The organism is Massilia sp. LC238 (genome assembly GCF_000735635.1).
Taxonomy (GTDB): domain Bacteria; phylum Pseudomonadota; class Gammaproteobacteria; order Burkholderiales; family Burkholderiaceae_D; genus Telluria; species Telluria varians.
Genome location: NZ_JNNN01000028.1, coordinates 1 through 15,366, shown reverse-complemented (window position 1 = coordinate 15,366; position 15,366 = coordinate 1). Strand labels below are relative to the sequence as shown.

General features: G+C 63.3%; 11 protein-coding genes. 5 read left to right on the top strand and 6 right to left on the bottom strand.

Annotated features, from left to right (window positions below; translation table 11 throughout):
• Window position 1 precedes the first annotated feature (1 nt).
• Genes FG94_RS05895 through FG94_RS05880 form a run of 4 tightly spaced genes read right to left on the bottom strand, consistent with a single transcriptional unit; the run spans window position 2 to window position 6,332 of the window.
• Entirely contained in the window at window positions 2-592 is a 591-nt protein-coding gene (locus FG94_RS05895) for a hypothetical protein (protein WP_036208409.1), read from the bottom strand.
• A gap of 48 nt (window positions 593-640) precedes the next feature.
• A complete protein-coding gene (locus FG94_RS05890; RefSeq protein WP_036208406.1) occupies window positions 641-3,805 on the bottom strand; it encodes a CusA/CzcA family heavy metal efflux RND transporter in 3,165 nt (1,054 codons plus the stop codon).
• A 14-nt stretch (window positions 3,806-3,819) separates the two neighbouring features.
• Window positions 3,820-5,031: an efflux RND transporter periplasmic adaptor subunit gene (locus FG94_RS05885; protein WP_036208403.1), complete on the bottom strand. Its 1,212-nt coding sequence runs from the start codon at window positions 5,029-5,031 to the stop codon at window positions 3,820-3,822.
• On the bottom strand, window positions 5,028-6,332 hold the full coding sequence (locus FG94_RS05880) for a TolC family protein (RefSeq protein WP_036208401.1): 1,305 nt from the start codon (window positions 6,330-6,332) through the stop codon (window positions 5,028-5,030). Before FG94_RS05880 ends, FG94_RS05885 begins: the two co-directional genes overlap by 4 nt.
• Before the next feature lie 60 nt (window positions 6,333-6,392).
• Here FG94_RS05880 and FG94_RS27610 point away from each other — a divergent pair, with 60 nt between their 5' ends.
• Window positions 6,393-6,782, top strand: coding sequence for a hypothetical protein (locus FG94_RS27610; RefSeq protein WP_161783943.1), 390 nt, complete (start codon window positions 6,393-6,395; stop codon window positions 6,780-6,782).
• A 217-nt stretch (window positions 6,783-6,999) separates the two neighbouring features.
• On the opposite strand, the gene FG94_RS05870 is transcribed toward FG94_RS27610, so the two are convergent.
• Both FG94_RS05870 and FG94_RS05865 read right to left on the bottom strand, forming a co-directional pair.
• Window positions 7,000-8,067, bottom strand: a complete 1,068-nt coding sequence (locus tag FG94_RS05870) for a cation transporter (RefSeq protein WP_051996266.1) — start codon at window positions 8,065-8,067, stop codon at window positions 7,000-7,002.
• A gap of 104 nt (window positions 8,068-8,171) precedes the next feature.
• Window positions 8,172-8,576, bottom strand: coding sequence for a helix-turn-helix domain-containing protein (locus FG94_RS05865; RefSeq protein WP_036208394.1), 405 nt, complete (start codon window positions 8,574-8,576; stop codon window positions 8,172-8,174).
• Between the two features lie 68 nt (window positions 8,577-8,644).
• Here FG94_RS05865 and FG94_RS05860 point away from each other — a divergent pair, with 68 nt between their 5' ends.
• Genes FG94_RS05860 through lspA form a run of 4 tightly spaced genes read left to right on the top strand, consistent with a single transcriptional unit; the run spans window position 8,645 to window position 14,873 of the window.
• On the top strand, window positions 8,645-9,892 hold the full coding sequence (locus tag FG94_RS05860; protein ID WP_081925834.1) for a TolC family protein: 1,248 nt from the start codon (window positions 8,645-8,647) through the stop codon (window positions 9,890-9,892).
• Window positions 9,893-9,895: 3 nt separating this feature from the next.
• On the top strand, window positions 9,896-11,143 hold the full coding sequence (locus FG94_RS05855; RefSeq protein WP_081925833.1) for an efflux RND transporter periplasmic adaptor subunit: 1,248 nt from the start codon (window positions 9,896-9,898) through the stop codon (window positions 11,141-11,143).
• A gap of 36 nt (window positions 11,144-11,179) precedes the next feature.
• A complete protein-coding gene (locus FG94_RS05850) occupies window positions 11,180-14,365 on the top strand; it encodes an efflux RND transporter permease subunit (protein ID WP_036208390.1) in 3,186 nt (1,061 codons plus the stop codon).
• A gap of 7 nt (window positions 14,366-14,372) precedes the next feature.
• Window positions 14,373-14,873 (top strand): signal peptidase II, encoded by a 501-nt coding sequence (lspA, locus tag FG94_RS05845; RefSeq protein ID WP_036208388.1) that lies wholly within the window; start codon window positions 14,373-14,375, stop codon window positions 14,871-14,873.
• Window positions 14,874-15,366 lie beyond the last annotated feature (493 nt).

Genomic DNA, 15,366 nt, shown 5'->3' with positions numbered 1-15,366 from the left:
GTCAGTTCAGCGTCTGGCCGAGATTGATCGCGGTTCGCACACATAACACCGGTACGGCAACAAGTCCGGCTAGTGCATCCAGCATTCCTCCAGCGATGCCGAAGTCGCAAAAGGCGACACCGAACGCAAGCGCAGTCGGTACCGCCGATAGCGCAGCGTCGACCATGCTGACGTTCTCGCCGGCTCGGGCCAGCCCATAGGCCAGTCCTGCCGCCGTGACAATGGCAAGCAATCCTGGCAGGGCAAAACCGGCCAATGCCATGGCATCGGGAGCGTCCCTGTGGAAGATGCCATGTGTTCCCATCGCTGTAACAAATAAAACCAATACCAGACAACACATGCACAGAGCGATCTGCACGACCGAGAACGCAGCCTCGACTCTGGGTTTGCGTTGCTCTGCCAGCCTTTCGATCGGTAACAGCCGAAACGCAATAGTGGCCGCGTGATGCGAAGCTGCGGCTACCAGGATGACGCTTTCAACAATGATTCCTCCCGCCGCGCAGCTCGCGAAAGCGGCTCCTTGCGCAACGACGTCCAGCTTGAAGAGCCGGCGCCCCAGCGGGGCGCGCCGGCCTGCAGTGTCTCGACACATATCGCCCTCCCTGTGTTGGGCCGCAAGCGCCGCCTGCGGCCCATGCGCTTACTGGACGACCACTTCCGCAGGCACCACCGGTTCGTCGGCGCTATCCTTGCGATGCGCGAACCGGTAGAGCAAGGGAAGCACGAGCAGGGTCAAGGCGGTCGAGGAGAGGATTCCGCCGATGACGACGGTCGCAAGCGGCCGCTGCACTTCGGCGCCCGTACCGGTGGCGATCGCCATCGGCACGAAGCCCAGCGAGGCGACCAGGGCGGTCATCAGGACTGGCCGCAGCCGTGTCAAGGCGCCGTGCGTGATCGCCTGCTCCAGCCCCATGCCTTCTTCACGCAGGGTGCGGATGTAGGAAATCATCACCAAGCCGTTCAGGACAGCCACGCCGGACAGGGCGATGAAGCCCACCGCCGCGGAGATCGACAGCGGGATGCCCCGCAAAGCCAAGGCGATGACGCCACCGGTCAGCGCGAAGGGGATGCCCGTAAAGACCAGCAATCCATCCTTCACGTTGCCGAACATCGCGAACAGCAGCGTGAACACGATGAACAGGGCAAGCGGCACGACGATCTGCAGGCGCTGCGTGGCCGACTCCAGCTGCTGGAAGGTACCGCCCCAACTGGTCCAGTAACCCGGAGGGACCTTGACCTTGGCCGCGATGGCGGCCTGGGCCGCTGGGACAAAGCTGCCGATGTCGCTGCCGCGCACATTCGCGCTGACAACGATGCGGCGCTTGCCGTTCTCACGGCTGATCTGGTTCGGCCCGGGCGAGAAGTTGAGCGTGGCGACTTCGGCCAGGGGAATGTAGGTCCTGGCACTGCCTTCCGCGCCCGGAAGAGGAATCGGCAACTGCCGCAATGCGTCGAGATCGGCGCGCATCGCTTCCGGCAGGCGAACGACGATGTCGAAGCGGCGGTCGCCCTCGAACATGGTGCCGGCCTCGCGCCCGCCGGTGGCGATCGCCAGGGCCTCCTGCACGTCGGCGATGTTCAGGCCATACCTGGCCGTCTTCTCGCGGTCGATGTCCACGCTCAGCATCGGCAAGCCGCCGGTCTGCTCCACCTTGACCTCGGCTGCGCCCGGAACCCGCTGCAGGACTTCGGCGATTTCCTTGCCGGTCGCTTCCAGCACGGCCATGTCGTCACCGAAGACTTTCACGGCGACGTCGCTGCGCACACCCGAAATCAGCTCGTTGAAGCGCAGCTGGATAGGTTGCGACAGTTCGTACGCGTTGCCGGCGTATTTCTCCGCTTCCTCCTCGATCGCTGCAATCAGCTCGGCGCGGCTCTTCTTCGGCGCCGGCCACGCCGACTCGGGCTTGAGCATCACGTAGCCGTCCGAGATGTTGGGCGGCATCGGGTCGGACGCGATCTCGGCGGTGCCGGTGCGCGCGAATACCCGGTCGATTTCCGGGAACTTCGCCTTCAGGCCCGCCTCGAGCTTTTGCTGCATCTCCACCGACTGGCTCAGGCTCGTCCCGGGAATGCGGATCGCCTGCAGGGCGAGGTCACCTTCGTTCAGATTCGGAATGAACTCGCTTCCCAGCCGGGAAGCCAGCAGGCCCGAGAGCAATACCAGCACGACCGCGCTGGTGATGACCAGCGGGCCGTTGCGCAGGACCTTGGCGAGGGCCGGCGCGTAGAGGCGCTTGGCCGTGACCATGATGCGATTTTCCTTCTCCGTCACGCGCTTGCCGATGAACAGGGCGACCGCGGCGGGGATGAAGGTGATCGACAGGATCATCGCCCCCAGCAGCGCGGCGACCACGGCGAAGGCCATCGGATGGAACATCTTGCCTTCGACACCGGATAGCGCAAAGATCGGCACATACACGACCATGATGATGAGCTGCCCGAACAGAAGAGGTCGGCGCGCTTCCTTCGCGGCCGCGAACACCTCGTGGAATCGTTCCGTAAGGGTCAGCTCGCGCCGGTGATGCTCCTGTGCGTGCGCTAGGCGCCGCACGCAGTTCTCGACGATGACGACCGCCCCGTCGATGATGATGCCGAAGTCGAGCGCGCCAAGGCTCATCAGGTTCGCGCTGACCCGGTAGCTCACCATTCCGGTAAAGGTGAACAGCATCGCGAGCGGAATGACCATCGCGGTGATGACGGCCGCCCGGATATTGCCGAGGAAGAGGAACAGGATCACGATCACGAGGATGGCGCCCTCGAGCAGGTTCTTCTTGACCGTATTGATCGCCTTGTCGACCAGTGCCGTCCGGTCGTACACGGGGATCGCCACCACCCCTTTCGGCAGTGATCGGTTCACCTCGACCATCTTGTCCGCCACGGCCTGGGCCACGGCCCGGCTGTTCTCGCCGATCAGCATGAACACCGTGCCGAGCACGACTTCACGCCCATTTTCGGTTGCCGCGCCCGTGCGCAGCTCGCGCCCGACATCCACCGTTGCGACATCGCGCACACGGATGGGAACGCCGTCGGCGTTGCCGAGGATGGTGTTGCGGATATCGTCCAGGCTGCGCACCTGGCCCGGGGCCCGGACCAGGAACTGCTCGCCGCGGCGCTCGATGTATCCCATGCCGACGTTGCCGTTGTTGCGGTCGATCGCGTTGACGACATCGGTCAGGGACAGACGGTAGGAACTCAACTTGGCCGGATCGGGGGCGATCAGGTATTCCTTCGCGAAGCCGCCGATCGAATTGATCTCGGTGACGCCCGGGACCTGGCGCAGCTGCGGCTTGATGATCCAGTCCTGGATCTCGCGCAGGTCGGTGGGCGTGTAGGGCGTACCATCGGCCTTTTTCGCGCCGGGTTCGCTTTCCACGGTCCACAGGTAAATCTCGCCCAGGCCCGTGGAAATCGGACCCATCGTCGGCGTGACACCCGCCGGCAGGTTCTCCCTGGCTTCCTGGATTCTCTGGTTGACCAGCTGGCGTGCGAAATAGATGTCGGTGGCGTCATTGAAGATGACGGTCACCTGGGACAGGCCATAGCGTGACAGCGAACGGGTTTCTTCGAGCCCCGGCAGGCCGGCCATGACGTTCTCGATCGGGAAGGTCACGCGCTGCTCGACTTCGAGCGGCGAATAGCCGGCCGCCGAGGTGTTGATCTGCACCTGGACATTGGTGATGTCGGGTACCGCGTCGATCGGCAGCTTCTGATAGTTGTAGATGCCGACGGCCGACATCGCGATGACGGCCAGCATGACTAGCCATCGGTGTTCGATGGCAAAGCGAATGATTCGTTCAAACATGTCTGGATCCTCGCTCAGTGCTCATGCTCGGCACTGCCCTTGCCTTGCTGGGCCTTCACGACGAAACTGCCTGTCGTGACATAAGGCGAGCCCGCCGGGAGGCCGGAGAGAATCTCCGTCATCTTGCCATCGCTCGCGCCGGCCGTCACCGGCCGTGCCTCGAAGCCTTTTCCGGTTTTGACGAACACGACAGGCTTGTCCTCGAGCGTCTGGATGGCGTCGGAAACGACGGCGACGGCAGCATCTTTCTGTCCGCTGACGACGGCGACATTCACGAACAGGCCCGGGCGCCAGGCCCGGCCCGGGTTGTCGATCACGACCCGTGCATTGGCGGCGCGGGTCTGTTCGCCGAGGAGGTTCCCGACGTAGCTGACCTTGCCTGCTACCGACGGCCCTCCGGCCGCCGACCTGACCGTGACCGCCTGGCCGACGCGCACAGTGGGCAGGTCTTTTGGCGTGACCGCGATGGTGACCCACACGCTCGACAGATCAGAGACCAGGAAGACATTGGCATCCTCTTTCACCGCTTCGCCTTGCGCGAGATGCTTTTCGACGACGACCCCGGTAAACGGCGCCCGCAGGACATAGCGATTGTCCGCGCCGGATGCCATGTCGGCGCCGATCGCGTCCAGCTTCGCGCGGGCCGCATGCGAGGCGATCTGGGCTTCGCGATATGCCTGTTCGGCCTGCAGATAGTCCTGTTCGGCAGATATCTTCTGTTCCCACAACCTTTTTTCGCGCGCGTAGGTGATGCGCGCGAGCTCGAGCCGCTTGCCGGCGGCCAGGGCGTCGCTGCGCAGGTCGGCCAGTTCGGCGCTGGCGATGACCGCCAGGGCCTGCCCTTTCCTGACATCCTGGCCGAGCGAGGCGGACACGGATTCGGCCACGCCCGCGACCCGCGGCACGACGTGGGCCGTGCGGTCCTCGTTGAAGCGCACCTCGCCGGGCAGGACGAGCTCGGTGCGGATGCTTGCCGGGCCGGCCGCGGCTGTCGCGATGCCGGCGGCCTGGATCTGCTCCGGGCTCATCTCGATGAGGCCGGGCTGCTCGGTATGCTCGTCGGCTTCCCCAGGCTTGGCCTCGGCAATTTCCTCGGCGCGCTCGCCGGCTTCCTGCGCAGGCGCGCCGTCGCCTTTCCAGAAAACGATCAGCAATGCGAGTACGATGCCGACGCCGATCACTGCCGCGATGGAAAGCGCGGATTTCTTGTCGATGTTGAACTTCATGGACTATTCCTGTTGGTATTGGTGACGCCGGGACCGGTATCGGTAAACCGGCCGAGCTCCGCGGCCTGGCGGTAGCTGTCGTAGAGTGCCTGGACGTATTGCGCGCGGCTCTGCAGGAGGGTGCGCTGGGCGTCGAGGACATCGAGGAAGTTGAACTTGCCGGCCTCGAAACCGATGACGGCCGCATCGAAGACCCGTCGTGCTTCCGGAAGGATTTCCTGCCGCATGGTGCGCACCTGTTCCTTCGCCAACTGGGCGCGATGGTAGGTACTGGACAGGGTCTGTTCCAGTTGCAGCTTCTGCGCCTCCCTTTCTGCCTGTGCCTTGTCGGCGCGGCTAAGGGAGGCTTGCAGCCTGCCCTGGTTCCGGTTGAACAAGGGAAGCGGAACCGACACGCCAAGCACGGTTTGCGAGCGCCCCATCTCTTCGTCTTTCTGCCGGCCGACAACGAGGGTGAGGTCGGGCATGCGCTGCGCACGCTCGACCGAAACCTGCGCCTGTTCACGCTCGACTTGCAGGCGGGCGCGCTGCAGCTGTGGTGAGTTGGCCAGTTGCGTCCGCAAGACTTCAAGGGAAGGCAGGACGGCAATCCCGTTCGCCGGCTCGACCAGGGTGAGAATCTCCGGCCGGGTCTGACCCCAGTACGCCGCCAGCATGCCCTGGGCGATGGCCAGTTCACCTTCCGCCTGGGTCAGGTCGAGGCGTGCCGCCGACTCGGCCACAGTGGCGCGCGACAGCTCGACCGGCGACACCCGTCCAGCCGCCACCCGCTTGTCGGCCGCGGTTCTGGCTTTCGAGGCGATCTCGAGCGACGCTCTTGCAAGGCCCGCTCGTTCCTGGGCGCCCAGTGCGTTGAAATATGCCGCGGTCAGGTCGGCGCGCAGATCGGCCCGGGCGACGCTCACGTCCGCGGCTGCTAGCCGGCTTTCGCGCTCGGCAAGCTCGATGCGGGCGCGGCGCTTTCCGCCCAGCTCGACGAGCTGGCTGAGCTCGAAGGTACGCGTACGGGTACCGCGCTGCGTTCCCTCGGTCGTGTAGGAAACTGTCGGATTGGGCAGCAATCCGGCCTGGCGGCGCTCGGCGGCGGCGATGGTGACGTCGAGGGCCCTGGCCCGAAGGCCCGGGTTGGCGGATAAGGCCATATCGACCGCCTGGTCGAGCGTTAAAGTCCGACCGGTGGCCGGGATGATGGGGGCCGCGCTCGACTGCTTGCCCGGCGAATCGCCGGCCAGCTGCGCGGCCGCGGGGAGCGCCCATGCCAATAGCACGAGCGACCCAGCAACAATGCGTGTGGGATGCATGAATAAACTCCGAAAACAATAGGCGAAGGTTATTCAGCGGCGATCCGCGTCAGGACCGTCGTGACGACGTTCCAGGAAGACGATGAAGTGGATGAGCTACGAGCCGCCGCCGAATCAGGCGAGGGCAAGCCACTGAGGCCGCTCGGGCGGCGCCACGTCGACGGAGGACAGGCGAAGCAGGGGGGACGAGGGAGCGATGCGCAGCGGTTCGGATACCGCTACAGCGACCGGGAGTTCCTCGAAGTTGAGAGGGGTGTGGGTGCAGGAAGTACAGTGCGAGTGCAGGGTGCCTGCCTTGGACTTGGACGGCTGGTCGAGCGAGCCCAAGCTTTCTTGAACACGATCGTCGAACGAAGCGTGGTGGCCGAGATGCTGTGCGGCGCGTCCGGTTTCGTGTTCACAATACTCGGCCACGATGCTCCAGCTAAGTTGAAGCATCATGATTGTTAGCAAAGCATAGATAAAACGCCGAGTCATGGGAAAAGTATAGCATGGCCACTCGCAGGCAATAGTGCGATTGCATCATTTCCTCAGCTTCGCGATGCTTGGCGAATCTCATCGCAAGTGCCGATATTCTCGTCAATATCGGCCTCTTGTGTCCCGATGTCGACTGCGATGTATTCGAATGCCCGTCAAGCGGGCCTCTACATTTCAGTCGGTTGTGTGCTTACTTCAGCTTTAGGATGCGACGTGCGCCCGAAAGAACGATCACACCGATCACCGTACCGACAATCAGATCGGGATATGGCGATCCGGTCCAGGTGACGAGTGCGCCGGCAGCAATCACGCCGATGTTTGCGATGACGTCATTGGCCGAGAAAATATAGCTTGCTTTCATGTGTGCCCCGCGATCCCGTTTCTTTGCGATCAACACCAGGCAGGCAACGTTCGCAACCAGGGCTACCGCGCCCACGCCCATCATCAGGGCCGATTCTGGTTCGCTCCCGAAGAAGGCCCGGCGAACCACTTCACTGAGCGCGCCCAGCGCGAGCACGAGCTGCAGCCAGCCGGCCAAATGCGCTGCACGCGTCTTCAGCGCAGCCGCCCTACCTACTGCGTAAAGGGCCAGGCCGTAGACAGCAGCATCAGCAAACATGTCCAATGAATCAGCCACCAAGCCGGTTGATTCGGCAATCAGGCCCCACACCAGCTCGACCACGAACATGATGGCGTTGATAGCCAGCAGCAGCCGGAGCGTCTTCGCCTCCGACGCGTCGCCGGCCTTGTCGTGACTGGCTTCCTCCTGGGACGAATCCAGTTGCGACCCGATCAGATGGGCGCCGAGCTTCAGTGGGGCCAGCTTCTGCAGGATGGAATCGACTTCTCCCGTATGCGCAACGTGGAGCTGCCGCTGGGAGAGGTCAAAGTTCAGGGACTGAACTCCGCCGACATCCGCCAGTGCCATGCGGATCATGTTCTCCTCGGAAGGGCAGTCCATCTTGGGAATCCCGAGGGTACTCAGCATACGTTTGCTGTGGACTTTCGGCTTGGCTGGATGAGAACCGCGCAACTCGACACCCAGCCGCAAGGGCTGCAGCACCTCCACAAGGGCATCCGCTTTCCCATGGTGAAGCACAGTCACGGTGCGGGCGTTGAGGTCGAAGGCAATGTTGTCGATGCCCGAGACTTTGCCCAAGGCCATCCGAATTAGATTCTCTTCTGAAGGGCAGTCCATCTTGGAGACAAACAGTTCGGTTTCGAGGCGAGCTGCCGCAGGGGTTTGGTTTTGTGTCATGACGATGAGCCTTCGGACAGATATTTTCGAAGGATAAAGCTTCAACCCGCTTCAAGGTCAAGCGTGTTCACCACGTGAGGAGCGGCTCCAGCCGAGGGAATAATCTATTGCTGAGGTGACAGGGCACCGATGATGCTGCAGTCGGAAAACCGACCGCCTCGACATGAGATGAGCAAACGGGAAAGGTGGTCCTTCAATAAGTTGAGGTCCCGGATCTTCTGCTCGACTTCGGCAAGATGCTGCTCGGTCAGCGCAGTCACGGCACAGCAGTCGCCATCGCGGTTGTCGGAAAACGCCAGCAGACTTCGTACCTGATCGATCGTGAAGCCGATTTCCCGTGCACGGCGAACGAAGCTCAGGCGGGCCACATCCTCGCTGCCGTACAGCCGATAGTTGCTGCCGGTCCGGGATGGGGAATCGAGCAAGCCGATTTTTTCGTAATAGCGAATCGTCGCCGCAGGAGTCTGCGCCGCAGCTGACAGCTGGCCTATCGTAAAAGTGCGTGACATGTGCTTGACCTTAAAGTGGCTTCAAGGTTTATAAAGTTCATTTACCAATCCGTCAAGCGAATTCGATCATGCGCACCAAGATGAACTTCTGTGTCACCGCAGCCTTGCTGGCCATGTGCGCAGCTGTGGGTCCTGCCTTTGCCGAAGGCACGGCACTGACGCTTGCCGACGCCGTTGCCAGAGCCCGCGGCCAGGCGCCGCAACTGCAGAGCGCCAATGCAGCACTGCGGGCTGCAGACGCCAATGTGCGCCTGTCCGGCCTGCGGCCGAATCCGACACTTTCCGTGGAAGCGGAAAATGTGATGGGGTCGGGTCGCTATTCCGGTTTCGGCGGGGGAGAAAAGACGGTTTCGCTGTCGATGCCCCTGGAGCTGGGAGGCAAGCGGGGCGCCCGGCTACGCGTGGCCCAGGCCGAGCGCGCTGCTGCCGACGTTGGTACACGCTCCGCTGAAGCCGAACTGACGTTCCAGATCACCGAGGCGTTCGTTAACCTTGCCGCCAGTGAGCGCTACCTTGCGATCGCAAAAGCCGGTCATGAGCTGGCCGAACGCGCGCATCACGCGGCACGCGAGCGGGTACGGGCCGGAAAAGCATCTCCCATAGAAGAGCAACGGGCGGACGTGCTACGAATTAATTCCGAGGTTCGCCTGGGAAAGGCAATGCGTGCCGCCGAGCTGGCGCAGAAAACGATCGCACGGCTGACAGGCGCGCCAATGCCGTTCGCGATAGCGTCCGCCTGGTTTGAGCAGATCGAAGGGAGCGAGAAGGCACCGCCGGCGCGGCAGCAGCTGGCGATTGCGACGGCGGAGGCGGAACTGGCCGCTGCAGAGGCTCGCGTCGATGCGGCCAGGCGTGAGCGGGTACCGGACGTCACGCTGACCGCCGGCATGCGCCGGTATGGCGAAACTTCCGACAAGGCAGCTGTGCTGGGCCTGTCCGTCCCCCTGCCATTGTTCAACCAGGGCAGCGCCGCGCTTGCACGGTCCCGGGCGGAATTCGATCGCGCGTCCGCCGTGCGCCGCGCCGTCGTACTGGAAGTCGAACAGTCTACTGTACAGGCAGAAGCCGAGGTGGCCGACGCACTGGCGGCTGCACGCGCCGCCAACGGCCCCGCACTGGCAGCGGCAGAAGAAGCGGCACGTATCGCGAGGATCGGTTATGCCGAGGGAAAATTCCCGCAACTCGAATTGATCGAGGCCGAACGCTCGCTGGCCGAAACCCGCGAAAGCTCGGTCGATGCGCTCGCAGCACTTCATACGGCACGGGCGCGTCTGGCTCGGCTACAAGGTTCCAACTCTCCAATTTATAAGGACTGACCCATGCAAGCGGTATTCCGATCGGGCCTGTGTGCCGCGATGATCCTCTTGAGCGCATGCTCGCCCAAGCCGGAAACGGCCAGCCGTCAAGAAGCTGCCGAACATGGCGAGCAAAGCGCGAATGCCAAAGGCGAACAGGCCGAAAAGGCCGAAAAAGGCGAATCCAGGGGCGAGGCCGGAGAGCGGGGCGAAGCTGCGGAGAAAGAAGGCGGCGAGGCCGAAGCCAAGGAAGACTTTGTCGCGCTGTCGGACCAGCAGATCAAAGCGGCAGGAATCGAGGTCATGCCGGTCCGGCAATCGTTCGCCGGGGCCGTCGAGGCGCCGGCAGTCATCGCGGCGGATCCGAAGCATGCAGCGGTCGTCTCGAGCGCCGTAGGGGGCAGGGTGGTCGAGATCCGGCGCAACCTTGGCGACCCGGTCGCTCGTGGCGACGTGCTTGCCGTGATTGAAAGCCGTGACGTCGCCCAGCTCAGGGCCGACGTCGAGATCGCCAAGCGGCAGTACGAACTGTCGCAGGCCAATTTTGCACGCGAAGAGCGTCTGTACGGCGAAAAAGTCACCTCGCGGCAGGAGTTCGAGATTGCGCGCAATGCCGCGCAAGAAGCACGCACCCGTCTTCGCCTGGCCGAGCAGCAGCTCGCTGCCGCAGGCGCAAGCAGCGGGGGACAGCTCAATCGGTTGATGCTGCGCTCGCCCATCAAGGGCAATGTCACGGCACGACAGATCGCCTTGGGCGACATCGTCGCACCGGACGCCCATCTTTTCGAGGTCGCCGACCTCAACGAGCTGGCTGCCGAACTTTCGCTCTCGCCGGACGACGCTGCCCGCGTCGCCGTGGGCACGACAGTGGACGTGTCGACCGACGGCCGCACGGGCACGGGCCGTATCACGCATGTCTCGCGTGTCCTCGATCCCGCGACCCGCCAGGTACGAGCCATTGCACGCTTGTCGAACGGCCGCGGCGCGTGGCGTATCGGCGAAACGGTCCGGGCATCGATTGCGCTCGAAGGGAGCGCCGGCGGCACGCAACTGGCCATTCCACGGACGGCTGTGCAAACCGTCGAGGACAGGCCCAGCGTATTCGTTCGGGAGAAAGACGGATTCGCGATCAAGCACGTTGTCCTCGGCGGTAACGCGGCCGGCTACGTCAAGGTGATGGGTGGCCTGGAAGGCAACGAACAGGTTGCGGTCAGCAATACGTATCTGCTGAAAGCGGAGCATGGAAAAGGAGAGGCGGGAGACGATGACTGATCTCTTCACTCGACGGCTCCTGAAGGACACCCAACCATGATTGCTCGTATCGTCAACTTTTCCGTTGCGCGGCGGTGGCATGTGCTCATCGCAACGATCCTCCTGTCGATCCTCGGGGCACTTGCGCTGACGCGCCTGCCGATCGACGCAGTACCGGACATCACCAACACCCAGGTGCAGATCAACGTCGTTGCACCTGCGCTTGCGCCGGCCGACGTGGAACGGCAGATCACCTATCCGATCGAAACGGCGTTTGCCGGGATACCTGGCCTGGAATCCACCCGGTCGCTGACCAGGCACGGGTTTGCGCAGGTGACTACCGTCTTCAAGGACGGTACGGACATCTATTTCGCGCGCCAGCAGATGGCTGAACGGCTGCGCGCCGTCGAGCGCTCGCTGCCGCCAGGCGCTACCGCAAGCCTGGGCCCGATCGCGACCGGGCTCGGCGACGTCTACATGTGGACGGTCGAATACGCCTCGAAGCCTGCCCCGAAAGCGGGGCCGGCGGCTGGGCTGCAGGCCGATGGCAGCTATGTCACTCCAGAAGGCGAAGTGCTGCGCAGTGCTGCCGAAAAAGCCACTTACCTGCGAACGGTGCAGGACTGGATCGTCGCACCCCAGCTCAAGAATACCGAAGGGCTGGCAGGCGTGGACGTCATCGGGGGCTACGTCAAACAGTACGTGGTCACGCCCGATCCGCAGCGGTTGGCAGCCCTGGGGATCAGCCTGACCATGCTGGGCGAAGCGCTCGAGCGCAATAACACAAGCGCCGGCGCCGGTGTGGTCGTTCAGAACGGGGAAGCCCTGACGGTCAAGGCCGACGCGCGCATCACGTCAGCCGAGGAACTGGCGAAGACCGTCATCACGACCCGTAGCGGCACGCCGGTACTGGTTTCGCACGTCGCGACCGTCGGCATGGGACAGGAAGTGCGATTCGGATCCGCATCCGAAGGCGGGCAGGAGGTCGTCGTCGGTACCGCCGTGATGCGGATCGGGGAGAACAGCCGGACGGTTGCCGCCGCGGTGGATGCCCGCCTGAAAGAGATCGCGCGCTCCTTGCCGCCGGACCTGCTGATCCGGCCCGTGCTTGACCGCACGCGGCTGGTCGATGCCACCATCAAGACCGTGGCGACCAACCTTACCGAGGGTGCGCTGCTGGTGATCGCCGTGCTGTTCGCACTCCTCGGGAACCTGCGCGCGGCACTGATCGCCGCGGCGGTCATCCCGGTTACGATGCTGATGACCTCTGCGGGCATGCTCGAAGCGGGGCTGTCGGCAAACCTGATGAGCCTGGGCGCCCTGGACTTCGGCCTGATTGTCGACGGCGCGGTCATCATCGTGGAAAACGCGCTGCGCCGGATCGCGGAACGCCAGCATGCGACCGGCAGGATATTGACCAAGGCGGAGCGGCTCGAGACCGTCGCCGCCGCCGCACGCGAGATGATCCGGCCAAGCGTCTACGGCCAGGCGATCATCATTCTCGTCTACGTGCCCCTGTTGACGTTCCAGGGGGTGGAAGGCCGCATGTTCGCACCGATGGCGGTGACGGTGATTCTTGCACTGGTCTTCGCTTTCGTCCTCTCGCTCACCTTTGTGCCGGCCGCGATTGCGCTCTGGCTCTCGCGCCATGTCGATGAAAAGGAAAACAAACTGGTCAAGGCCGCGTCCTCGTCGTACGCACCGTGGCTGGACCGTGCTCTCGCACGGCCTAAGCTGACCGGCGTTTTGGCCGCGGTCGGTTTCGCGGGCGCACTCGGCCTGTTCACGACGCTTGGACAGGAATTTCTTCCGACGCTCGATGAGCAGGACGTACTGCTCCAGGTGGCACGCATCCCGGGCACTTCCCTGGAGCAGAGCCAGTCCATGCAGTTTGCGGTGGAGAAGGCGGTCGGCAAGCTGCCCGAGGTGAAGCTGGTGTTTTCAAGAACGGGTACAGCCGAACTGGCGGCCGACCCGATGCCGCCGAACATCACCGATACCTTTGTCATCGTGAAAGACCGCTCGGAGTGGCCGGAACCTCGTATGAGCAAGGCTGAGCTGGTTGAAAAGATCGAGAAAGCGGTTGCTGGCATTCCAGGCCAGAACTACGAGCTTACTCAACCGATCCAGATGCGCTTCAACGAGTTGTTGGCCGGCGTGCGTGGCGACATCGCCGTCAAGGTCTATGGCGACGATTTCGACGCCATGCTCCGCACCGCCGAACAGGTCGCGGCAAAACTGCGCGCGGTCGAGGGCGCGGAAGACGTCCGCGTGGAGCAGGTGCAGGGGCTTCCGCTGCTTGATGTCCGGCTGGATCGCGACGCCATGGCACGGGTCGGCCTGACCGCCCAGGACGTGCACGACACCCTGGCCGCAGCCATCGCCGGACGCGAGGCAGGGTCGATCTACGAGGGAGACAGGCGCTTCGACGTCGTAGTGAAACTGGGCGAAAAGACCCGCAACGATGTGGAAGCCTTGCGCCTGCTGCCTGTGCTGACGCCGGGCGGCAGCTTCGTTCCGCTGGGGTCGGTGGCAATACTCGAGACGGCCAAGGGACCGAACCAGATCAGCCGGGAAAACGGCAAGCGCCGCGTGGTCGTCCAGGCCAACGTACGCGGCCGTGACATAGCCGGCGTGGTCAGCGAGGCGCGCGCGAGTATCGATGCGGACGTACGGGTACCGGCCGGCGTATGGCTCACCTGGGGCGGGCAGTTCGAGAACCTGGAACGCGCGCGGATGCGCCTGGCCGTCGTGGTACCGGCCTGCTTCGCGCTCATTGTCGTATTGCTGTATTCGGCGGTCGGTTCCTGGCGCGCCGCCGCAGTCGTCTTCACGGGTGTGCCCCTGGCCCTGATCGGCGGGATTGCAGCGCTCTGGCTGCGTGGGCTGCCATTCTCGATTTCGGCCGCTGTCGGATTCATTGCGCTGTCCGGCGTTGCCGTCCTTAACGGACTGGTGATGGCGGGATCGATCGACGACCTGGCGAAACAATTGCCGTGGGCGCAAGCCGTTCGCGAAGGCGCATTGCGGCGGCTGCGGCCCGTGTTGATGACGGCCCTGGTCGCATCACTGGGCTTCGTCCCGATGGCACTGGCGACAGGCGCCGGGGCCGAGGTGCAGCGGCCGCTGGCGACCGTGGTCATCGGTGGGCTGATCTCGGCCACGATCCTGACGCTGTTCGTGCTGCCGACGCTGTACCAGCGCTTTGCCCGCCCGGCAGAGAACGTAGCGGAAGGCATTTGACGGAACCATGGCCAAACATCTTTCACCGCTCTCTGCCGTCCTGGGCGCCGGGCTGATCGCCGCCACCGACCTGGTCACGAAGGCCCAGGTCGTGGATCGGCTGGCCTACGGCCAGCAGGTTGAGCTGCTGCCGTCGTTGAACATCGTCCATGTTATCAACCAGGGAGCGGCTTTTGGCCTTCTCGCCACGGCGGGCGGGTGGCAACGTTACCTGTTCATCTTTGTGGCCGTGCTGGCGTCGGTATTGATCATTCAAATGATCAGGAAGCCGGCGGCGACGGCCACGGAGAGAGCAGCATTGGCGCTCATACTTGGCGGTGCAATTGGAAACCTGGTCGACCGCACCGCACGCATGGGCGTTGTCGACTGGATTGACCTATATGCGGGCACGTACCACTGGCCAGCATTCAACATCGCCGATATCGGCATCACTGTTGGTGCGGCGGTCATCGTTTTGCATGCACTGTTCGGTTCCTCCTCAGCGGCCTCGACGCCAGACAAAACGTGATTATCGATATCCTCAGCGACCGGCCTTGCCTGTTTGCGCGTCTGGCCGAATTTTATTTTTACAGTTCGTCTTTGCGCTAATCCGCACCATTGACGCAGTTCAGGACGAAGTTTTTCCAGCAAAGCGCCTAAACGAACATTGAGCTGGCCGGAAGCACCCAAGCAAGAAAGTGGATATTTTTGCAATAAAGTGCATCACAACGCAACCTGTCTATGCCAACACCACGTTCTTGAACGGTTGGATGGACCGCACACAATCCAACCGGAATAGCCTGACAAGCAATTGAAATTGAATGAAGAAAGTCCTCCTCGTCCTGCTCATCGCTCTTTTGCCGCTTCAGTCAGTCTGGGCGGCAGGCGGCTGCGTGGCTTTGTTGCGCAAATCAGGCTCGACCAGCGTAGCACCCGCAGGTCTGGTAGCCTGAGCGGATGAAACCAGCTCCACAGAAGTACCGCACGACCAATTGGAAGACGTACAACGAAGCCCTCAAGTC